At 61.1% G+C, this 21,996-nt stretch carries 17 protein-coding genes; 12 read left to right on the top strand and 5 right to left on the bottom strand.

The annotated features are described in order from the left end of the window. Nucleotides 1-45: 45 nt before the first annotated feature. Together AAA021_RS00415 and AAA021_RS00410 are read right to left on the bottom strand one after the other, a co-directional pair. Nucleotides 46-1,323 (bottom strand): GHKL domain-containing protein, encoded by a 1,278-nt coding sequence (locus AAA021_RS00415; RefSeq protein WP_349087524.1) that lies wholly within the window; start codon nt 1,321-1,323, stop codon nt 46-48. Further along, nucleotides 1,323-2,045 carry a LytTR family DNA-binding domain-containing protein gene (locus tag AAA021_RS00410; RefSeq protein WP_022093993.1) on the bottom strand — a complete coding sequence of 241 codons (723 nt, stop codon included), beginning with the start codon at nt 2,043-2,045 and terminating at the stop codon, nt 1,323-1,325. The genes AAA021_RS00415 and AAA021_RS00410 overlap by 1 nt, the downstream gene beginning before the upstream one ends. Nucleotides 2,046-2,337: 292 nt before the next feature. Here AAA021_RS00410 and nadA point away from each other — a divergent pair, with 292 nt between their 5' ends. From nadA to AAA021_RS00390, 4 genes are read left to right on the top strand one after another with little or no spacing between them, the layout of a single operon-like run. Further along, complete coding sequence (nadA, locus tag AAA021_RS00405; RefSeq protein WP_349087523.1) at nt 2,338-3,363, top strand: quinolinate synthase NadA; 1,026 nt, start codon at nt 2,338-2,340, stop codon at nt 3,361-3,363. Between the two features lie 55 nt (nt 3,364-3,418). Further along, nucleotides 3,419-4,795, top strand: coding sequence for an FAD-binding protein (locus AAA021_RS00400; protein ID WP_349087521.1), 1,377 nt, complete (start codon nt 3,419-3,421; stop codon nt 4,793-4,795). A 3-nt stretch (nt 4,796-4,798) separates the two neighbouring features. Beyond that, the gene (gene nadC, locus AAA021_RS00395) at nt 4,799-5,659 is read left to right on the top strand and encodes a carboxylating nicotinate-nucleotide diphosphorylase (protein ID WP_117793939.1); all 861 of its coding nucleotides are present in this window, start codon (nt 4,799-4,801) and stop codon (nt 5,657-5,659) included. After that, a complete protein-coding gene (locus tag AAA021_RS00390) occupies nt 5,659-6,204 on the top strand; it encodes a transcription repressor NadR (RefSeq protein WP_055310045.1) in 546 nt (181 codons plus the stop codon). The genes nadC and AAA021_RS00390 overlap by 1 nt, the downstream gene beginning before the upstream one ends. Before the next feature lie 200 nt (nt 6,205-6,404). Here the strand turns inward: AAA021_RS00390 and AAA021_RS00385 are convergent, their stop codons facing one another. Beyond that, a complete protein-coding gene (locus AAA021_RS00385) occupies nt 6,405-6,590 on the bottom strand; it encodes a 4Fe-4S binding protein (protein WP_006235216.1) in 186 nt (61 codons plus the stop codon). Nucleotides 6,591-7,248: 658 nt separating this feature from the next. Here AAA021_RS00385 and dnaK point away from each other — a divergent pair. From dnaK to AAA021_RS00360, 5 genes are all read left to right on the top strand, one after another. Beyond that, nucleotides 7,249-9,141 (top strand): molecular chaperone DnaK, encoded by a 1,893-nt coding sequence (gene dnaK / locus AAA021_RS00380; RefSeq protein WP_055310046.1) that lies wholly within the window; start codon nt 7,249-7,251, stop codon nt 9,139-9,141. Between the two features lie 2 nt (nt 9,142-9,143). Next, nucleotides 9,144-9,986 (top strand): nucleotide exchange factor GrpE, encoded by an 843-nt coding sequence (locus AAA021_RS00375; protein ID WP_117746522.1) that lies wholly within the window; start codon nt 9,144-9,146, stop codon nt 9,984-9,986. Nucleotides 9,987-10,094: 108 nt separating this feature from the next. Beyond that, entirely contained in the window at nt 10,095-11,060 is a 966-nt protein-coding gene (locus tag AAA021_RS00370; RefSeq protein ID WP_055285310.1) for a DnaJ C-terminal domain-containing protein, read from the top strand. Between the two features lie 72 nt (nt 11,061-11,132). Next, on the top strand, nt 11,133-11,549 hold the full coding sequence (locus AAA021_RS00365) for a helix-turn-helix transcriptional regulator (protein ID WP_006235210.1): 417 nt from the start codon (nt 11,133-11,135) through the stop codon (nt 11,547-11,549). Between the two features lie 443 nt (nt 11,550-11,992). After that, entirely contained in the window at nt 11,993-14,293 is a 2,301-nt protein-coding gene (locus AAA021_RS00360; protein WP_349087518.1) for a hydratase, read from the top strand. A 207-nt stretch (nt 14,294-14,500) separates the two neighbouring features. Here the strand turns inward: AAA021_RS00360 and AAA021_RS00355 are convergent, their stop codons facing one another. Beyond that, nucleotides 14,501-15,148, bottom strand: coding sequence for a hypothetical protein (locus AAA021_RS00355; RefSeq protein WP_349087517.1), 648 nt, complete (start codon nt 15,146-15,148; stop codon nt 14,501-14,503). Between the two features lie 605 nt (nt 15,149-15,753). On the opposite strand from AAA021_RS00355, the gene clpB reads away from it, so the two are divergent. The 3 genes from clpB (at nt 15,754) to AAA021_RS00340 (ending at nt 20,390) form a co-directional block, all read left to right on the top strand. Beyond that, nucleotides 15,754-18,381 carry an ATP-dependent chaperone ClpB gene (clpB, locus tag AAA021_RS00350; RefSeq protein ID WP_349087516.1) on the top strand — a complete coding sequence of 876 codons (2,628 nt, stop codon included), beginning with the start codon at nt 15,754-15,756 and terminating at the stop codon, nt 18,379-18,381. Nucleotides 18,382-18,511: 130 nt separating this feature from the next. Further along, nucleotides 18,512-18,715 carry a hypothetical protein gene (locus tag AAA021_RS00345; RefSeq protein ID WP_138340859.1) on the top strand — a complete coding sequence of 68 codons (204 nt, stop codon included), beginning with the start codon at nt 18,512-18,514 and terminating at the stop codon, nt 18,713-18,715. 322 nt (nt 18,716-19,037) lie between these two features. Beyond that, nucleotides 19,038-20,390, top strand: coding sequence for an ATP-binding protein (locus tag AAA021_RS00340; RefSeq protein WP_195535668.1), 1,353 nt, complete (start codon nt 19,038-19,040; stop codon nt 20,388-20,390). A 73-nt stretch (nt 20,391-20,463) separates the two neighbouring features. On the opposite strand, the gene AAA021_RS00335 is transcribed toward AAA021_RS00340, so the two are convergent. Next, nucleotides 20,464-21,966 (bottom strand): hypothetical protein, encoded by a 1,503-nt coding sequence (locus AAA021_RS00335; protein ID WP_349087514.1) that lies wholly within the window; start codon nt 21,964-21,966, stop codon nt 20,464-20,466. Nucleotides 21,967-21,996: the final 30 nt, after the last annotated feature.

The following is a 21,996-nucleotide window of genomic DNA, read 5'->3' as shown; positions in this document are numbered from 1 at the left end:
GATTGCCTGGCGGGCAAGACACGCCGCGAGATCGGCGCCGCACTTCTACATCACAGCGCGCAGCTCAAACCGATCGCCGTTAATGCGGAACTGACAGTTGCCGTTCATGCGCTCCACGGCAAGTTTGATGCTCTTGGTGCCAAAGCCGTGGCCCGCATGCCGGGTCACGGGCATGCCGTCGACCATGCGCGGCGCGCGGTCAAACGTGTTGGAAACTAACAGCAGCAGCTGGCCGTCCTCTAATCGCAGGTCAAAGTCGACGAATCGCTTTCCCTGGGGCGCGGCGCTCGCGGCGGTGATAGCGTTTTCCAAGGCATTTGAGAGCACGCTAAACAGGTCGGCGTCACCTACGTGGATGGTTTCGGGTACGGCGGCGCGCAGGTTGGCGGTAATGCCGTTTCTATTGATATCCGAGTTAAATGACGAAAGCGCGATGTTTACGGTCTCGTTGGCGCAGAAGCGGCGTACGGCGGTGCGATCGCCGGCTTCGCAGAGTTCATCGATGCGTTTGAGCGCCTCGTCGGTGTGGCCCTCCTCAATTAAAGCGGCCAGGCCGCGTAGGAAGTGGCGCATATCGTGGCGAAGAATCGACAGCTCGCGCCCAGATTGACGCCAAGCCTCGAGCTCTTTGATGGCGGCGCTGTCGCGGGTTTCGAGCATCCAGCGCTCTCGCTCGGCGGTTTCCTTTTCTTCGTATTCGCGCAGGTAAACGGCAAGAAACATAAGATAGAAGGCACAGAGCGCAAATGCCAAAAACTCAACCGTTACCACCGAGCCCGAGTGGAACAGCGTGGTGTAGACGTTGGTGGCATAGTCAAAGACGTAATAGACGAGCGGCAGGATTAAAAGGATGCCCAGCTCGGTGGTGCTTTTAATCGCCAAGCGTGGACCGATGTCGCCGGCCCAATGCAACAGGACGGCAAAGACGGCGAGTGTGGTCGCGATGCGCGCCAGATAGTACGCGATCTGCGAATCGGTTGCGGCAAAGGCGGCGATGCCCATCCAATTGCTGAACTGGCAGCTCAGATAAGCACTCGTAATGCCGAGCGCGGCAAGCAGCGGGCTCAGGCGGTAGCGCGCACACAGGTAGACGATAAGCGGCAGGTGCACGGCAAGTGGATAAACCTGTCGGGCAAATAGTTCGCCGCCAACGACATTGGCGATCGAAAAGGCAGCGCCGGTCACGATGCCGACCAACACCAGTTCAAGCGCATGACGCCGGTTGATCTCGACACCGCACAGCGCCGCCGAGGCAAAGACGCCAAAGAGCAGCGTCGTGGCGTGGTGGATTGCCCAAAGGACCATTTCGACCGAGGAGACCATCAGTGTCTCCCACCCTCAAAGCGCACCGCAAAGTAGGCGTCTTGGAATCCCTGCTTGCAACTGCGCGAAAGCGGGATGCACGCGCCCGAGCGCATGACGATGTCCGTGCGGTCAAAGTGATCGATATTGCGCAGGTTGACCTGGTAGCTGCGGTGGCATTTAAAGAAGACTGCGTTTTGCTCCAAGCGGTCCTCGACGCTGCGGAACGACTCGAGTGCCTCGATATCGCGTCCGTCGCGCAGGTGGAAGACCACGTGCTTGTTGCGCGCCTCGGCATATTCGATGTCGGACAGGCGCAGGGCGTGGTAGCCAAAGGAAGTTTTGATCACGAGCTCGTCGGTTGCCGCCGGGCGCATGCTCGAAAGCTCGTCGAGTAACTGCGCCAGGCGTTCGTAAGTCACGGGCTTGAGCAGATAGTCGAAGGCGCGGACCTCGTAGGATTCCAGCGCGAACTCGGGCGACGAGGTGAGGAACACCAGGCGCACGGCGGTGTCGGCCTGGCGCAGTTCGCGTGCGGTGTCCATGCCGTTGACGAGCGGCATGATCATGTCGAGCAGAATGATGTCGGCGCGCGATGCGGCATGGCGGGCCAGCAGGTCCTCGCCGCGTGTGACGAGCGCAACATCGACCGCCGTGCCCGTCTCGGTCGACCAACGGTCGATCATCCGGTGCAGTCTATCTAGAAAAGCGACATCATCGTCGCAGGCAATAATCTTGAGCATTCGGCCCCCTTAAGTAGTTCGATTTTGCCACATCGGGTACGCGCCGCTTGCGGGGGTGCGGACCGTTTGCGCCCCACGGCGTGCAACTCGCGCCAAGCGGTATTGCGGTGGCGAAAGATGCCTCCTGCGCCATCGAGAGCTCAGCTATCCTCAGCTTGCCAGTTCGAATATGGACCTGCCACATGATTGAATCTTTATTTCAACTTTACACCTAGGTTTACAGCTGTCTTGTCAGCTGTAAACCTAGGTGTCATACTAAAGCCCCAAGATTCGCCAAAAGAGAGGGGCCTTGATGGCACAGAGCGCGAACATGGATGCGTCGGAGCTTGCACGCGATATCGCGGCCGGCCTGGCATCGGCAACGACGGCAACGGAGCGTGCGGCACTGGTGCCCGCAGAGCTCGTCGAGGCCATTCAGCAACTAAAAACCCAACGTGACGCGGTGATCCTGGCGCACTATTACGTGGCGCCCGAGGTCCAAGCCGTTGCCGATTACGTCGGCGACAGCTTCTACCTGGCAAAGCTCGCCAAGAGCCTGCCGCAGCAGACCATCGTGTTGTGCGGCGTGGAGTTTATGGGCGAGAGCGCCAAGCTGCTCAATCCCACTAAGACCGTGCTGCTGCCCGAGCCGGGCGCAGACTGTCCCATGGCGCACATGGTCAAGCGCGAGACGGTTGATGCGGCGCGCGCCGAGTACGGCGACGACCTGGCCGTGGTGTGCTACGTCAACTCCACGGTCGAGATCAAGAGCTGGAGCGACGTGTGCGTCACCAGCTCCAACGCCGTCAAGATCGTCTCCGAGCTGCCGCAGCAGCATATTCTGTTCATTCCCGACCAAAACCTGGGACGCTTCGTAGCCGAGCAGGTGCCGCAAAAGCACGTCATCCTCAACAACGGCTACTGCCCACGCCATCACATCATCACCGTCGAGCAGATCGTCGACGCGACGGAGGCCCACCCCGACGCGCTCGTGCTGGCGCACCCCGAGTGCAAGGCCGACGTCCTGGCCGAGGCCGACTACATCGGCTCCACCGCCGCCATCATCAAGTATGCCGAGGAGTCCGGCGCGAGCGAATTCATCATCGTGACGGTCCGCGGTGTGCTCTACGAGCTCGAGCGCCGCTGCCAGGGCACCGGCAAGAAGTTCTACTTCCCCGCGGTGCAGCCCACCTGCGTCAACATGGATCTCATCACGCTCGAGAAGCTCGTGCGCTGCCTGGAGACGGGTGAGGGCGAGGTGCAGATCGGCGTGTCGGACGAGGCTGCCGACCAGGCCAAGCTCACGCTCGACCGTATGCTCGAGTACGCAGCACGCTAGAACAATGTTGCATGAGGGACGGTCCCTTATGTCACATTCAAGGGAGAGGATTCCTGTGGAAACCAAGCAATACCCCGATATGGAGTGCGACGTCGTCATTGCCGGCTGCGGCGTAGCGGGTCTGTACGCGGCCCTCAATCTGCCGACGAGCACGCGCGTGATCATGCTCTCCAAGGGCGCGGTCGATGAGTGCGATTCGATGCTCGCGCAGGGCGGCATCTGCGTGCTGCCCGAAGGCTCGGACTACGATGCCTTCTTTGAGGACACCATGCACGCCGGCCACTACGAGAACCGCCGCGAGAGCGTCGACATCATGATTCGCTCGAGCCGCTCGGTCATCAACGACCTGCTGGCCATGGGCGTGGATTTTGAGCGCAGGGCTGACGGCAGCCTCGACTTTACCCGCGAGGGCGCGCATGGCCGTCCGCGCATCGCCTTCCATGCCGACATCACCGGCAAGGAGATCACGACTAAGCTGCTCCAGGCCGTCCGCAAGCTGGACAACGTGCAGATTTTGGAGCACGTGGCCATGACCGACATCCTAACGGGCGAGCGCGATGGCGCCACGGTGTGTACCGGCGTCGTCGCCGTTCCCGTGGACGAGGACAACTCGGTTCGCCCCGCCGACGAGCTGGTAAATGCCGCCGAGGGCGTGCATGCCGGCGAGCCGTTTAAGATCCATGCCCGCCACACGCTGTGGGCGACGGGCGGTATCGGCGGCGTATACGACCATTCGACTAACTACCCGCAGCTCACGGGCGATGCCTGCTACATCGCTCAGGAGCATGGCATTAAGATGGAGCATCTGGACTACGTGCAGATCCACCCCACGGGACTGTTCTCGCCACAGCCGGGCCGCACCTTCCTGATCAGCGAGAGCTGCCGCGGCGAGGGCGCGATTTTGCTCAACGCCGCCGGTGAGCGCTTTACCGACGAGCTTCAGCCGCGCGATGTGGTCGCCGCCGCTATTCGCGAGCAGATGAAGCAGGACGGTACCGAGCACGAGTGGCTGAGCTTTGCCCCCGTCGAGCGCGACGTGGTGACCGGGCACTTTGCCAATATCCGCGCGCGCTGCCTGGAGGACGGCCGCGACATCTTGGACGAGCCCATCCCCGTTACGCCCACGCAGCACTACTTTATGGGCGGCGTGTGGGTCGACAAAGACGGCCGCACCTCGATGCCCGAGCTCTACGCCGCCGGCGAGACGGCCTGCAACGGCGTTCACGGCAAGAATCGCCTGGCTTCCAACAGCCTGCTCGAGGCGCTGGTCTGGGGTCGTCGCGCCGCGTGGTACATGCGCACCGGCGAGTCGCTCGCAGTGGATCAGGCGGGCGATCCCGCGCTCGATGGCCGTCATCGCGCCCTGGGCGCCGACCCTCTGGCAATCGATGATTTGGCCCGTGCCGCCGGCACGCAGGCCGTGGAGGAGTAGACCATGAATCCCATTACCATGAAGCTCGTCGTCGATGATCTGATTTTGCAAGCTCTGCGCGAGGACATTACGTTTGAGGACGTGAGCACGGCGAGCGTGTGCCCCACGGCGCGTCCCGCCACGGTGGAGCTTATCGCCAAGGCCGACGGCATTATCGCCGGCTTGGATGTGTTTGCCCGCACCTTTGAGCTGCTGGATTCGCAGAGCTCGGTGCTGCTCGACGTTGCCGATGGCGACGAGGTGCATGCCGGCGACCATGTGGGTCAGGTGCGCGGCGATGCGCGCGTGCTGCTTTCGGGTGAGCGCGTGGCGCTCAACTACCTGCAGCGCATGAGCGGCATCGCTACCTACACGCACAGCATGGCCGCGGCGCTCGAGGGAACCAAGACCGTGCTCGTCGACACGCGCAAGACCACGCCGGGCATGCGCGTGTTTGAGAAGGCGGCGGTTGAGATTGGCGGCGGCAGCAACCACCGCTACAACCTGTCGACGGCCGTCATGCTCAAGGACAACCACATCGATGCCGCCGGTGGCGTGACGCGCGCGATCGAGATGGCGCGCGCCCACGCGTCGTTTACCACGACGGTCGAGATTGAGTGCGAGAACCTGGACATGGTACGCGAAGCCGTGGAGGCCGGTGCCGATATCATCATGTTCGACAACATGACCCACGACGATATGGCTGCCGCGATTGAGCTTATCGCCGGCCGCGCCAAGACCGAGTGCTCGGGCAATGTGGATGCCAGCAATATCCGCGCCCTGGCCGATCTGGGCGTCGACTTTATTAGCTCGGGCGCGCTGACACACTCCGCCCCGATTCTCGACCTCTCGCTTAAGCACCTGCGTCTGCTGGACGGTAAATAATGAACGCCCGCGAGCGTCGCCGTGCCATCATGGACGTGCTCGAGGTGGCCAAGGAGCCCGTTTCGGGCAGCGCACTTGCCCGCGAGGTTGGCGTGAGCCGTCAGATCGTGGTTCAGGATATTGCCCTGCTGCGTGCCGATGGGCACGATGTCGTGGCAACCAACCGTGGTTATGTGCTGCAGGAGGCCCCCAGCAGCCCCGCCGTGCCCACGCGCTTGGTCAAGGTTCGCCACAGCGTGGAGCAGGCAGGCGATGAGCTCACGAGTATCGTCGACGCCGGCGGCGCCGTGCTCAACGTGATCGTCAATCACCGCGTGTACGGTAAGATCACGGCCGACCTGGACATTCGCAATCGTCGAGATGTTGAGCGCTACCTGCACGATATCGAGAGCGGCAAGAGCTTTCCGCTGCTAACGGTGACCAGCGGCTACCACTTCCATCGCATCGCCGCGGAGGATGAGCAAACCCTCGACGAGATCGAGGCCATGCTCAAGGAGAAGGGCTACCTTGCCGATTTAATGCCCTACGAGGATGATCTCTCGTAGCCGACGCTGCATCTATAAGTTGCGGTGAAATAGTTCCTAAAATCGGCATCTAAGCCATAAAACAGGAACTATTCCACCGCAACTGCCAAGGGTCCCGCTCCAAATTAGCTGCCCACACATGCAAAAGGAGGCCTCCGCGGCGATGCGGAAGCCTCCTTTTTTGTGCACGGTGTACTTTTGAGTGTGCAAGTGGGGAGTTGTTACTCCTCGACGATCTCGGTGATCGCGCCAGCGGGGCAAGCGTCCTGGCAAGCGCCACAGGCGACGCAGGAGTCCTCGTCAGCGACGGTAGCGACGTCCTGGAGCTCCAGAACGCCAGCGGGGCAGGAGTCGACGCAAACGCCACAAGCGATGCACTCGTCGGCATCAATTACGGGATGAGCCATGGTAGTTTCCTCTCTGTTGACCGACGCTACAGGCGATGCGCGCCGGTTTGATTCGGGCAAAAACATACCACGGGAGCGACCGTTTGCAATACCCTCTGGCCGGCATCTTCATACCGTTCGCCGAGTATGCCAAGGTTTACTAAAAAACACGCAGGTGGGGCCGTTGAGCTGCGCAAATGTTAGCTAAAGGTGACTTGAAATATTGAGCTATTGAGCGCGCCTGCGGAAAGGGCATCCCGTTATTTGGCCGAAAAACGGGTCGCAGTTTCCGGTTGGGCCCGCTAGCGGAAACTGCGACCCGGTATCAGCTCTCAAAACGGGATACGGTTTCCGGTTGAGTCTTCAGACGGAAACTGCGACCCGGAATCCACGCTCAAACCGGGACGAGCTTTCCACAAGACGGCCCCCAGGCACCCCCGGACGCAAACCTCAGCCATCTCTACATAGATCTCGATAGATTTGCCGAGAACTCAAACAGTGCGTCTACCTGCGTATTTGCGAACCTAAACTCTCGGCAATAAGAAATCTTATATGAATTGACTTAGATTTTGTATATTCCGGCCCATAAGGGGATACACTACATCCTGAAAGACAAGCCGAAGCGCCGCGCGACAGATCGTCGAGGCGGCGCGAACGCAAAAGAGAGAGGGAATTTCTAATGAGTAAGATTCTTGGTATCGACCTTGGTACTACTAACTCCGCTATGGCCGTCCTCGAGGGCGGTTCTCCGACCATTATCGTGAACGCCGAGGGCGACCGCACCACCCCGTCCGTCGTGGGCTTCCGTGCCGACGGCGACCGCGTCGTTGGTAAGGCCGCTAAGAACCAGGCTGTCACCAACCCCAAGAACACCGTGTTCTCCATCAAGCGCTTCATGGGCCGCAAGTACTCCGAGTGCACCTCCGAGATCAAGACCGTGCCGTATGAGGTCAAGGAGGGCCAGGGTGGCCGTGCCGTCGTCGACATCGAGGGCAAGGATTACACCGCCGAGCAGGTGAGCGCCATGACGCTCGCGAAGATGAAGGCCGACGCCGAGAAGTATCTGGGCGAGACCGTCACCGACGCCGTCATCACCGTCCCGGCCTACTTCAACGACGCCCAGCGTCAGGCCACCAAGGACGCCGGCAAGATCGCTGGCCTCAACGTCAAGCGTATCGTCAACGAGCCGACCGCTGCTGCTCTTGCCTATGGCCTGGACAAGCAGGGCACCGACCAGCGCATCCTGGTCTTCGACCTGGGCGGCGGCACCTTCGACGTCTCCATCCTCGACCTCGCCGACGGCGTGTTTGAGGTTCTGTCCACCTCGGGCGATAACCACCTGGGCGGCGACGACTGGGATCAGCGCGTCATCGACTGGATGGCCGATAAGTTCCAGCAGGAGAACGGTGTCGACCTGCGTCAGGACCCCATGGCCCTGCAGCGTCTGAAGGAGGCCGCCGAGAACGCCAAGAAGGAGCTCTCCGCCGCCCAGCAGACCACCATCAACCTACCGTTCATCACCATGAACCAGTCCGGCCCGCTGCACCTCAACTACACGCTGACCCGCGCCGAGTTCGAGAAGATCACCCGCGACCTGCTCGAGCGCTGCAAGCAGCCTGTCACCAACGCCCTGCGCGACGCCAAGCTTAAGCTCTCCGATCTGACCGAGGTCATCCTCGTCGGCGGTTCCACCCGTATGCCCGCCGTCCAAGAGCTCGTCAAGACCATGACCGGCAAGCAGCCCAACATGTCCGTGAACCCCGACGAGGTCGTTGCCGATGGCGCTGCCGTCCAGGGCGGCGTGCTTACCGGCGACGTCGAGGGCATCCTGCTGCTCGACGTTACCCCGCTGTCGCTGGGCGTCGAGACCATGGGCGGCATCATGACCAAGATGATCGACCGCAACACCACGATCCCGACCTCCAAGACCGAGGTCTACTCCACCGCTGCCGACAACCAGACCAGCGTCGAGATCAACGTGCTCCAGGGCGAGCGCGAGCTTGCTCGCGACAACAAGTCGCTCGGTAAGTTCCAGCTGACCGGCATCCCGGCTGCCCGCCGCGGCGTGCCGCAGATCGAGGTTACCTTCGACATCGACGCCAACGGCATCGTCAAGGTTTCCGCTAAGGACAAGGGCACCGGCAAGGAGCAGCAGATCACCATCTCCGGCTCCACCGCGCTTTCCGATGACGAAGTCGATCGTATGGTCAAGGACGCCGAGGCTCATGCCGAGGAGGACAAGAAGCAGAAGGAAGAGGTCGAGGTTCGCAACCAGACCGACAGCCTGTGCTACTCCACCGAGCAGACCCTCAACGAGCTGGGTGACAAGGTTTCCGCCGACGTGAAGTCCAAGGCCGAGGCCGCTATCGCCGACGCCAAGAAGGCGCTCGAGGGCTCTGACGTCGAGGCCATCAAGGCCGCCGGCGAGTCCCTGCAGTCCGTGGCCTACGAGCTGGCCCAGGTTGTCTACGCCGACGCTCAGCAGCAGACCGACGGTGCCGCAGGCGCCCAGCCTGCCGACGATGATGTTGTCGACGCCGACTACGAGGTTGTGGACGACGAGGACAAGTAATCATGTCCGCTCGTAAAGCTCGCACGGAGGCGGCCGCCGTTGGTGCCGCCCCCGTTGACTCTGAGGAGAAGGACGTGAAGATTCCCGTAGAGGCCGCAGACGTTACCGAGGCCAACGAGGCCCCGGCCGCCGAGGCTGCCGAGAACCAAGTAGAGGATTCCAACAAGGAGGCGACGATGACCGAGGACGAGATGGTGGAAGCCGCTATCCGCGCCGGTGAGGAAGCCGCCGACAACGACTTTAAGCTCAAGTTCGAGCAGGCTCAGAAAGAGCTTGCCGACGTGCGCAACGAGCTCGATGCTGCGGCAGAGGCTCAGAAGGCCGCCGAGGACAAGGCAAAGGACGCCACCGAGCGCACCGCCCGTCTGCAGGCCGACTGGGAGAACTTCCGTCGCCGCACCGCCAATGAGCGTATCGCCGAGCGCGAGCGCGCGACCGAGAAGCTCGTCACCGCGCTGCTGCCGGTGGTCGACGATATCGAGCGTGCGATCGACCATGCCCGCAGCCAGGAGCTTGCCGACGACTTTAAGCAGTTCGTCGACGGTGTCGACGCGGTGCATGCCAAGCTGCTCGATGTGTTTGCGCACGAGGGCGTTGAGCCCATCGACCCCAAGGGCGAGGCGTTCGATCCGCTCGAGCATCAGGCCGTGGGTCGCGTCGAGGACGCATCGCAGTACGACGAGACCGTCAACGATGTATACCAGAAGGGCTACCGCATGGCGGATCGCATCCTGCGTTCCGCGATGGTGACGGTGACCTACGGTGGCGAGAAGCGCCCCGCACCGGAGCCCGAAGCGGCGCCCGAGGATGCTGCGGCCGATACGGCCGAGAGCACCGAGGAGTAATTGAGAAGGGCCCCGGGGCAACACCCGGGGCCCTTTCTGGCCTAGTGCCATATGAAAGCATGAGCCGCCGTCCGCAGGGGCGGCGGATGAAACAGGAGAGGAGCTACGATGGCTGCAGGCAAAACCTTCTATGACATCCTGGGCGTATCCAAGAGCGCCTCCGACAAAGAGATCAAGAGCGCGTTTCGCAAGCTCGCGCAAAAATATCACCCCGATGCCGGCGGCGACGAGGCCAAGTTCAAGGAGATCAGCGAGGCCTACGAGACGCTTTCGGACGAGAAGAAGCGCAAAGAGTACGACCAGATGCTCATGTTTGGCGGCATGCCGGGCGCGGGCGGCGCGTATGGCGGCGGCTACGGTGCCGGCGCGGGTGCCAGCGGCTGGGGCGACATCTTCGACAGCATCTTTAGCGGTAACGGCGCCTGGGGCAGCGATTGGGGCTCGGGCTTTGCCGGGGCTGCGGGCGCTGCCGGTGCCGGCGCGGGTCGCAGCCGTGCTCGCAAGGGCGGCGACCTGTCGCTGACTGTCGACGTGACGGCCGAGGACGCGTTTCGCGGCGTGACGCACAAGGTCACCTACCGCATTCCCTCGACGGGCGAGCAGCAGACCATCACGGTCTCGGTGCCTGCGGGTGCGGTCGACGGCGGCAAGCTGCGCTACAAGCGTCGCGGCGAGTATGGCGTTGCCGGCGGCGAGCGCGGCGACCTGGTCGTGACCACGCACGTGGAGGAGCATCCACTGTTTAAGCGTAAAGGTGCCGACGTGACCATGGAGGTACCGGTCTCGGTCTATGAGGCGGCGCTTGGCTGCACGGTTGACGTGCCGACGCCCGGCGGTGCGACGGTTCGTCTAAAGGTGCCCGCGGGTACCCAGACGGGCAAGAAGTTCCGCTTTAAAGAGATGGGTGCGCCTGACGTTAAGCATCGCGGGCGCACCGGTGCACTGCTTGTCGAGATCAAGGTGCAGGTTCCCACGAACCTGTCCGATGACGAGCGCGATGCCATGACCAAGCTGCGCGAGGCCGACACGCGCGACTACCGCGAGAAGGTCAACCGTTACAAGGCGACATACTAGGGCGGGCGTGGCGCACGCCCGCGCCCACGGGCTTATGATGGACGATAACGAGACGGAAAGGGGTCAGGTAGCATGGCCGAGGACAATAGGAACAAACCGCTGTACATGATCAGCGTGGCGGCCGAGCTGACCGGCATGCATCCGCAGACTCTGCGCGTCTACGAGTCCAAGGGCTTGGTGAACCCCCAGCGCTCGGGCGGCAACACGCGTCTGTATTCGCGTGCCGATATCGAGCGCCTGGAGCTCATCAACCAGCTGACTGACGAGGGCATCAACCTTGCCGGCGTGGTGCGCATCCTCGATATGAAGGAGCGTGCCGAGGAGCGCGAGCGCGAAAACGAAAAGCTCCGCGCCCGCGTGCGCCAGCTCGAGGACGAGCTGCACGAGTACAAGATGCAGAAGAAGATCACCGCCCTGGCCCCGCGCGACGGCTCAGTTAACCCCGAGCAAGTCATGCGCAAGCTTTTGGGCGCCGGAGGGGATTTGTAGTTACGCGGTTTTTCCAAACCGCGTAACGGGCCGACGCTGCGCGCCGCCCAGAGCGACAATTTGTCATTCAAAAGGCAAGGCATGACCAGAAGGTCTATGCCTTGCCTTTTTCATGCCAACTTGTCGCTCTGGACGTCGCTCGCTGTCCGTCCTCTACCTGCGGCGTTGCCTTGCTCCGGATACGGTAGGGTAGTCATTGGGGACGTTCTTAAATGACTGGTCAAAGGGGACATTCTTGCGGCACTTGGCAGTTGGGGACGTTCCTTTTGTGCCGGCACTTTGGGACACTCCTTGTCAGAAGAGTGATGCAAGGTGCTCGTCCTTTACTTTACTGAGATAAAGTGAACGTGTAGATTCGTAACCCACTCGCAACCGTTCTATGGCACGATATTGAACGAATGTATGCTATGCGCCCAAATCTTTTGGGCAGAGTGGGAGACAGTATGGTCAAGCTGTACGAGGACGGCATCTACCTGCGCGGCGGCAGCGAGGTTGTGCCTGCGGCCGAGGCCGCCGAGCGCGGTATTACGCAGACGCCCGAGGATGCCAAGCGTGGCACCATCGCGTATTCGATCCTCCAGGCACACAACACGTCCGGCGACCCCGAGGCGCTCAAGATTCGCTTCGATGCCATGGCGAGCCATGACATCACCTTTGTCGGCATCATCCAGACGGCGCGCGCCTCGGGCATGGAGCAGTTCCCGCTGCCTTACGTGCTCACCAACTGCCATAACTCGCTGTGCGCCGTGGGCGGCACCATCAACGAGGACGACCACGTCTTTGGCCTTTCCGCGGCCAAGAAGTACGGCGGCATTTTCGTCCCGCCGCACATCGCCGTCATCCACTCCTTTATGCGTGAGAACTTCGCCGGTTGCGGCAAGATGATCTTGGGTTCCGACTCGCACACCCGCTACGGCGCCCTGGGCACCATGGCCGTGGGCGAGGGCGGCGGCGAGTTGGCCAAACAGCTGCTGCGCGACACCTACGACGTTGCCTATCCCGGCGTCGTCGCCATCTACCTCACGGGCGCCCCACGCCCCGGCGTCGGTCCGCACGATGTGGCGCTCGCCATCATCCGCGCCGTCTTTGCCAAGGGCTACGTCAAGAACAAGGTCATGGAGTTTGTGGGCCCCGGCATCGCGAGTATGACGACCGACTACCGCAACGGCGTCGACGTCATGACTACCGAGACCACCTGCCTTTCCTCCATTTGGGCAACTGACGAGGACACACACGCGTTTTTGACCATGCACGGCCGCGGCGACGACTACCGCGAGCTCAAGCCCGCCGATGTTGCCTACTACGACGGTTGCGTCGAGGTCGACCTGTCGAGCATTAAGCCCATGATCGCGCTGCCGTTCCATCCTTCTAATGGCTTTGAGATCGACGAGCTCAACGAGAACCTCGAGGACATCCTGCACGAGGTGGAGCTCGAGGCCGCCAAGATCGGCGAGGGCAAGACACACTTTAGCCTGCTCGACAAGATCGTCGACGGCAAGCTGCACGTGCAGCAGGGTGTTATCGCCGGCTGCTCGGGCGGCAACTACGACTCCGTGGTCCAGGCTGCCCGCGTGCTCAAGGGCGCCAACACCGGCTGCGGCGAGTTTTCGCTGTCGGTCTATCCCACAAGCCAGCCCGTGGCGCTCGAGCTCACGCGCCGTGGCTACATCTACGACCTTATGGAGGCCGGTGCGATCGTGCGCACGGCGTTCTGCGGCCCGTGCTTCGGTGCCGGCGACACGCCCGCCAACAACGGCCTTTCGATCCGCCACACCACGCGCAACTTCCCCAACCGCGAGGGTTCCAAGCCGGGTAATGGCCAGCTGAGCGCCGTGGCCCTGATGGACGCCCGCTCCATTGCGGCGACGGCTGCCAACGGCGGCATCCTGACGCCGGCGACCGACCTGCCCGAGGAGACTTGGGACGAGGCCTGCGAGTACACCTTTGACGATGCGCCGTACAAGAAGCGCGTGTACTGGGGCTTTGGCAAGGCGGAGCCTGCCGACGAGCTGGTCGAGGGTCCCAACATCAAGCCGTGGCCCGCGATGGAGCCCCTCGGCGACGACATCCTGCTTAAGGTGTGCTCCAAGATCATGGACCCGGTCACCACGACCGACGAGCTTATTCCTTCGGGCGAGACGAGTTCCTTCCGCTCCAACCCGCTGGGTCTGGCCGAGTTTACGCTCAGCCGTCGCGATCCGGCCTACATGGGTCGTTCCAAGGAGGTCGACGCCGTGGAGAAGCGCCGTGTGGCCGGTGAGGCCGCAGGCGACCTGGCGGCAATCGATGCCGAGCTTGCCAGCGTGTTTGAGGCGCTGGCCGGTGCGGGCGTCGCGGCAGACGCCAAGGCGACCGAGTACGGCTCCATGCTCTATGCCAAAAAGCCCGGTGACGGTTCTGCCCGCGAGCAGGCCGCGAGCTGCCAGCGCGTGATTGGCGGTCTGGCCAACATCGTCCACGAGTACGCCACTAAGCGCTATCGCTCCAACGTGATGAATTGGGGCATGGTGCCCTTCCAGATGGAGGCCGAGCCCAACTTTGAGGTGGGCGACTACGTCTTTGTGCCGGGTATACGCGACGCGCTCGATGGCGACCTAAAGGACATCGCCGCCTACGTGGTGCGCGCCGACGGCACGGTCGAGCAGATTGAGCTCTACATTGCCGATATGACGGCAGAGGAGCGTGCCATCGTCAAGGCCGGCTGCCTGATCAACTACAACAAGTTCAAGGCCGCTGCCGAGTAACGTTGCTGTACGCCCCGGACACACCTTTCCCTCGTGCTCACGCGCTTCGCGAGGGTCGCCCGAGGGAAAGGTGTGGCCGGGGCTATCGCGACGTTCTCGTTGGGTCTTGAGGGACGCTAATAAATAGACTTGCTTGATGCCGCCTCTGTTATCGGGGCGGCTTCTTTTTGTCGAAAACCACCACAAAGGTGCCTGCCCGGCGGGTCCTTACTTCGATGGGGTCCAGGTTATTTCATCGTCAAATAGCCAAGTGCGTGCCGAGCCACTGTTGCGCGCTGTCTGCGGATCGGGCTCGCAAGTTTGTTCGTAGGCATCCTCGGTACACCGATCCATAAAATCGACGACTGCCGTCTGGTCGCCCTCCATGACGTAGATTACGTTGCCATCCGAGATATAGACCCCCGGTCCTTCATTGTCCACGTAGCCGGGGTCGTATGAGACGTTGCACAATCTGCTCCCGTTTGCCGCATCGAGCTCAAGGGTCGAATAATACCCGCCAACCATTTGGCCATTCTTGGCTCGATATGTTGCGGCGCCGTACCACCGCTTAAACGTCTTGCCTTTGAGTAAACTGGTTGCCTTGCCGATAAGTTGCTCATTTTTGGTGTAGCGTGTGGCCCCAAGTTCGATACGGGGATAGTTGCTGACCCCAAGCGCTGCGGGCGTACCGTCAAAATCGACGGTGATCGAATCGGGTTTGACGATATCGGTGAGGACCTCGATGGGATAGCTTACGGTCTCAACCGCCGCCTGCGTCGCAGAGGCGGGGAGAAATGCGAGATAGATAATTCCTACGCCGACTGCGGTAATCGCAAACGCTAAGACGAGCAGGCCGATATAGGTGGAGCGTTTCACGGCGGGTACCTCGCAAACAGTATGCATTCATTAAGATAAGTGATACCAGCTTACGACAATATTCAAAAGAAAGCGATCGGTCGAAATGACGGGGCGAAAAGGCCCTATTGGGCTTCGATTTGACCTCTAATAGGAATATTTGCCCCACTCATTCTGGGCGAGAGGTCAATAATTGAGTCCACGAGTCTTGAGCGATACTATTCTCACTAAATCTCGATTTGTAACATCTTGGTCGCTAAAAGTGGGCCTGGTGTTACAGATTTAGATTTTTGATCCGGGTGTTTTCTGTTCGTCTCGATCTGTAACAGTTAGACCCTAATTTGCCGAGTAGATGTTACAGATTTAGATAAACGGGTGCCGCTGGTCATTTCATCTCGATCTGTAACATCTAGAGCCATAAACAGCCGCTAGATGTTACAGATTGAGATAGTAAGGGGACGAGGCCGTAGCGGGTGAGCGCACCTGCTCCCTATCTTTCAATCACTCAGAAAATCTTATATATAGAGACTTAGATTTGTGTATAAGATCGCGCAAAGCTGGCAACAATACTTCTCGAACAACGTGAAGCCGCCCCGTAGGGCGGCCACCCCAAGAGAGGTGATTCCATGAGAATCGATAAGCTAGCAATGACGTCGCGCGAGGCGCTGCAGACCGCCATGAGCGCGGCTGCCGATGCGCAGGCCGGCGCGGTGGAGCCGATCCACCTGCTGTCCGCCCTGCTCGGTGCCGGCGAGCGCAATATCTCCGTGATTATTGAGCGCATCGGTGCCGACCCGGCTCAGCTTGCACGCTCCACACAGGATGCCATCGACCACGCGCCCAAGGTTTCGGGCGAGGGCCAGCAGATGGGCCTGTCCAACGAGCTCGTCCGCGTCATCGAAAAGGCCGAGAAGAAGGCCACCAAGATGGGCGACAGCTTTGTGGTGACTGAGCATCTGCTCATGGCACTTGCCGAGGACAAGGGCGAGGCGGGCCGCGTGCTGCGCGACGCCGGCGTGACCAAGGAGCGCATCGAGCAGGTCTACGAGGAGCTGCGTGGCGATGACCGCGTGACATCTGCCGAGGACAAAACCCAGTTTGAGGCGCTGGAGCAGTACGGTCGCAACATCTGTGACCTCGCCCGCGCCGGCAAGCTCGACCCGGTCATCGGCCGTACCGACGAGATCCGCCGTACCATTCAGGTCCTGTCCCGCCGCACCAAGAATAACCCTGTGCTCATCGGCGAGCCGGGCGTCGGCAAGACGGCCATCGTCGAGGGCATCGCCCAGCGTATCGTGGCCGGCGACGTGCCGAGCACCCTGCGCGACCGCGACCTTATCGAGCTCGACATGAGCGCGCTGGTCGCCGGCGCCAAGTACCGCGGTGAGTTCGAGGACCGCTTGAAGGCCGTGCTCAAGGAGGTACAGAAGTCCGAGGGCAAGGTCATCCTGTTCATCGATGAGCTCCACACCATCGTGGGTGCGGGTGCTACCGAGGGTTCTATGGACGCCGGCAACATCCTCAAGCCGGCGCTCGCCCGCGGCGATCTGCATGCGATCGGCGCGACCACGCTCGACGAATACCGCAAGTACATCGAGAAGGACGCGGCGCTCGCCCGTCGTTTCCAGACCGTTATGGTGAGCGAGCCTACCGTCGAGGACACCATCTCAATCCTGCGTGGCCTCAAGGAGAAGTACGAGATCTTCCACGGCGTGCACATCACCGATAGCGCGCTCGTGGCTGCCGCCGACCTCTCCGATCGCTATATCGCCGACCGCTTCCTGCCCGACAAGGCCATCGACCTGGTCGATGAGGCCGCAAGTCGCCTGCGCATGGAGCTCGACAGCATGCCGGTCGAGATCGACGCCACCACGCGTCAGCTCACCCAGCTGCAGATTGAAGAGCAGGCGCTCATGAAGGAGACCGACGACGCCTCCAAGGAGCGTCTGGAGGCCCTGCGCCAAGAGATTGCCGAGGTCCAGGAAAAGCTCAACGTGCAAAAGGCCGGCTGGCTCAACCAGAAGAACGCCATCGACCACGTGCAGGAGCTTAAGGGCCAGCTCGACGAGGCCAAGAGCGAAGAGGAGCGCGCGACGCGCAACGGCGACCTGGGCCGTGCGTCCGAGCTACGCTACTCCGTGATTCCGGGTCTGCAGCAGCAGATTCAGGATTCTGAGGCTGCGCTCGAGGCGCAAAAGCAGCAGGACGGCGAGGGCCTCAACGAGCAGGTGACCTCCGATGAGATCGCCGAGGTTGTGAGTGCCTGGACCGGCGTGCCCGTGTCCAAGATGATGCAGGGCGAGCTCGACAAGCTGAAGGGCTTGGAGGGTGAGCTGCATAAGCGCGTCATCGGCCAGGACGAGGCCGTCTCCGCCGTGGCCGCGGCCGTGCGTCGCAGCCGTGCGGGCCTTTCCGATCCGGACAAGCCCATCGGCAGCTTCTTCTTCCTGGGCCCCACCGGCGTGGGCAAGACCGAGCTCGCCAAGGCGCTTGCCGAGTGCCTGTTCGACGACGAGCGCGCGCTCGTGCGTATCGACATGTCCGAGTACATGGAGAAGTTCAGCGTCCAGCGTCTGATCGGTGCGCCCCCGGGATACGTGGGTTACGACGAGGGCGGCCAGCTCACCGAGGCCGTGCGCCGTCGTCCCTACTCCGTGATCTTGCTCGACGAGATGGAGAAGGCCCATCCGGATGTCTTTAACGTGCTGCTGCAGGTGCTCGACGACGGTCGCCTGACCGACGGTCAGGGTCGCCAGGTGTCCTTCAAGAACACGATCATCATCATGACGTCTAACGTGGGCTCCAAGGCTATCGCCGAGCTTTCCGGCAAGGACGAGGAGGAGATGCGCCATCAGGTCGACGCGGCCATGGCTCAGACCTTCCGCCCCGAGTTCCTCAACCGTATCGACGATATCGTGGTGTTCCATCCGCTCGGTATGGCGCAGATCGAGAAGATCGTCGACATCCAGCTCGCCGACGTCCGCGCGCGTCTGGCCAAGGAGCGCATGACGCTTGCCATCACCCCGGCGGCCAAGCAGATGCTCGCCGTGGGCGGCCTGGACCCGGTCTTTGGCGCCCGTCCGCTCAAGCGTCTGGTTCAGCGCGAGGTCGTGGATGCCATCGCCGCCGCTATCATCGACGGCACGGTGCGCGAGGGCGATCAGGTGACGGTCGATGTCGACAAGGACGGTGGCTTTACCGTCGTGTGCGACAACACGCCGGCGGCCACCTACGAGGTCCCCGACGCAGAGTAAATTATGGGGCCGGCTTTAACCGCACCTCATCGCAAAACGCCAAGGGCGGCGGATCCAATCGGGTCCGCCGCCCTTTTTCGTGCGACAATCGATGATGTTGAGCATGAGCACATGGCAAGGAGATATGCAGATGAAAGACGAGAACAAGACGCACGCACCGGTTGCTGAGGCAGCGCCCGCCGCGCCGGTCGCACCGAAGGCTTCTCCCAAACCGGCGCCCAAGCCGCGCGACCCCTACATCCGTGCCGAGAACGAGGACGATGACGGCTACGATCCCTACAGCGATCGCCGCCCCGAGCGCGAGCCGATGTTCGAAGCCGACCCCTGGCGCTAAGTGCCACCCAAAAGGCCACCAATAAGTTGCGGTGAAATAGGGACTGTTTTGCGGTTTGACCAGCAAAAACAGCCCTATTTCACCGCAACTGCGTTAGGGATTTTTCTACAGGGGGAGGGTAGTCAAAAAAGCCCCGTCCCAAATTGACTGCTCAGGGGAGTCGCATTCGAGCTCGGTTGTCCTCTTAGCCACTCGATATCCTTCGGAGCAATAACGGTGATAAAACTTGCTTAAGTGTTAATCAAGCTACACACAATCTTGCTCTCTAATTAATCAAGAATCGCTATAATTTTGATTAGCTAGAGAGCAAGATTGGAGAATCATGGCATTCAACGACTTGATCGCCCAGAAAATAAAGGACTTTGAACAGCAGGGGGTTCCGCAGGTCTTTGAGCGAGACCTTGATCTAGGAAACCCACAGGAGCCAAAGCGCGACAACATCGTAAATGTGATTGTGGGGGCCCGCCGTTGTGGAAAGACGTATCGCCTGTATCAGGAGATGCGGCGGCTTCAGAGCCGGGGCGTCGAGCTTGACCGGATGCTTTACTTCAATTTTGAGGATGAGCGCTTGCGCCCGTATGAGCCATCGCTGCTGGCGGACGTGCTCGACACGTTCTATGCGCTGTATCCTGTTGCTCGAACCGAGGGCGCTTACATTTTCTTTGACGAGATCCAGGAAATTCCCGAATGGGGTGCGTTTCTGCGGCGTGTAGTCGATACGGAGAAAGCGACCGTCTATGTGACGGGATCTTCTTCTAAGATGCTGTCCTCAGAACTTAAGAGCGAGTTCAGGGGTCGTTCTCTTGTGCGAGAGCTTTTTCCGTTGAGTTTTTCGGAATACGTTCGATATAAGACGGGGAGCGTTCTCGAGCCAGATGCGACCTTTTCCCCGAGCGATGCAGCGCTGCTTCGACATCATCTGATCGGGTATCTTGAACAAGGGGGATTCATCGCGACACTTGAGCAGACGCCCACAGACGCGATTCAGCTGCTACAGGAATATGCTTCGCGAACGGTCGCTATGGACGTCGTTGAGCGTTACGACGTCAAGAACCCTCGCCTGGCATCGCTGTTCTTGACGCGGTGTATGGCATCTTCGGGACGAGAGCTGTCAGTGAACAAAGTGTACAACGAGTTCAAGAGCAGACAGATACCCGTCAGTCGTAATTCGCTCAGCGATTTACTTGAGTATTATGAGGACGCCTACCTGTTATTTTCTGTGCCGGAGTTCACGCGTTCACTGGCAAATAACATGCGGTCTGCGTCTAAGGTCTACGCTGTCGACCCTGCGATGTTTGGAGCATTCTCTCCCGCATCAGCATTGGACCAGGGCCAGAGGCTCGAGACCGCAGTGTTCAATGCGCTAAGAAGAAAGACTCCCGCGGTGAGGACCGGCTCGGTCTGCCGCCTGCTGATCAAAGAGAAGAGCAAAAGCCATGAGGTGGACTTTGTGGCTGGGGACGCGCTTCTCATGCGGGCTTATAGCCTGATTCAGGTGAGTGCGGATATGGCACGTGAGAAAACGCGCGAGCGCGAAATTGCCGCGCTTGATGCCTCGATGGCCCAGTTCGATCTTGGCGAGTCGGCAATCGTTACCATGGATGAACAGACCGATATTTCATGCGAGCACGGTGTGGTCCACGTTGTGCCCGCATGGAAGTGGCTCCTTGCCTAATCATCTATGGACCTGTGGGGTCAGGACCTCCTGGCTCCCTCATCACGGTTGGGGAGCACCTTGCTGCGCCAGGCTAGTCCTGGGCTTTGATACTCGGCATCAGAATCTGGGCGAGGTAGTCGGTCTCGAGTTTGGCGGCGGCGTCGGCCTTGCCGTCTTTGCCGACCAGCACGTTCTTGATCTGGCTATAGGTATAGCGGTTGCCGGTCGTAAGCTCGACAAGCTCAATGGCCGTGTCCATGGGGTAGGTTGACACGGGGTTCTGCGTCTGTCCGTTGATGGTCTGGGGCACCACGTACGGATAGACGGGGCCGCTGGCGTAGACGGTATAACCGTTGCCTAGATTGGCCGCGCCCAAAACCGTATCGCCTTCATCGGGCGTAAAGCTCTCGCCCTCGCGCACCGCGACGAGCGTCACGAGCGGCGTATTGGCGTCGTCGCCCAGATAGATGCATAGCGTGCTTCCGTTTTGCCAAGTTGCGACCTTGCCGTACCACTCGACGGGAATATCGAGCTGGTAGAGGTCGGTTGCCTTGTGGCGAGCGTCAGCATCACGGGACGCCTGTGCCTTTTGCGCGCTCACGGCATTGACGGCGGCGTCGCGCCGCGCGGTTGCTGCCTGCTGGAGCACTTTGGCAGCCGCGGCGGAGCTCGCACCGCCCTCCTCGGCATACTTGGCGGCGGCATCGATCTGGTCGTCGGTTACCGTGTCGGCCGAAGGCACCTTGAGCTTAAAGGTAGCCTGGGCACTTAAATCCTGTTCATCACTCTTAACGGTGACCTGCGTCTTGGTGGTCGGGACGGTATAGATGGTGCCGTCGGCCGCGATGGGGGAGGCAGCGATGGAGAGCGTGTAATCGCCAGGCAGCAGTTTGATGCCGCGGCCGTGCTCGTCAACATAGAGCGTTTCGCTCACGGAGGAGCCATCAGCGTCCTGACCACTCACCTGTACGGGAATCTTGGAGCCGGTAGAACAGTCGAGGCCCGCGGCATGCACGCCAATCTGCACTGACATCATCGTGTGGGCATTGGCGGCGGTGATGGCAGCCTGCTCTTGCCGGTATCCGTTCCAGGCTGCGTAGCCTGCGCCGCCGGCGACGAGCGCGACGGCCACGACACCGGCAACCATCAGGTTGCGGCGCTTGGGCGACATCTTGCGATGACGAACCTCGGCTTCGCGTGCCGAAGGAACGGACGGTAGGGGAATATCGCCCATGGCGATGGTCTCGTCCACGGCAGGAGCGGAGCCCAGGCCGGGAAGCTCGCGGGTCAGGGAATCTTCGGCCGGCAAGCTGCCGAGCAAGATGGTTTCCTCGCTCGTGTCGGATTCGGGCTGGTCGTCGGCCTCGCATTCGGATTCCTCGTGCCCCGCCTCGTCTTCGGTGGGCGCGGCGCCATCGTCTTTTGCATCCTGATCATCGGGCTGCGCCTCGATTTCCGGCTCATCCCGCACATCAACGCTCGAATCGTCAAACGCAATCTCGGTCAGCGCGATCTGGTCTAGGCTCTCCAGGGCCTCGGCACACGCTTCTGCATCTTGGGCCGCATCCTCTTGGCCTATCGTCTCATCTTTCATATATCCCCCAAGCTCAATATCGGGACAACA

The organism is Collinsella sp. CLA-JM-H32 (genome assembly GCF_040098165.1).
In the GTDB taxonomy this organism is placed as follows: Bacteria; Actinomycetota; Coriobacteriia; order Coriobacteriales; family Coriobacteriaceae; genus Collinsella.
Note: the sequence above shows the minus strand (reverse complement) of the source record. Positions and strands in the feature narration are given on the sequence as shown.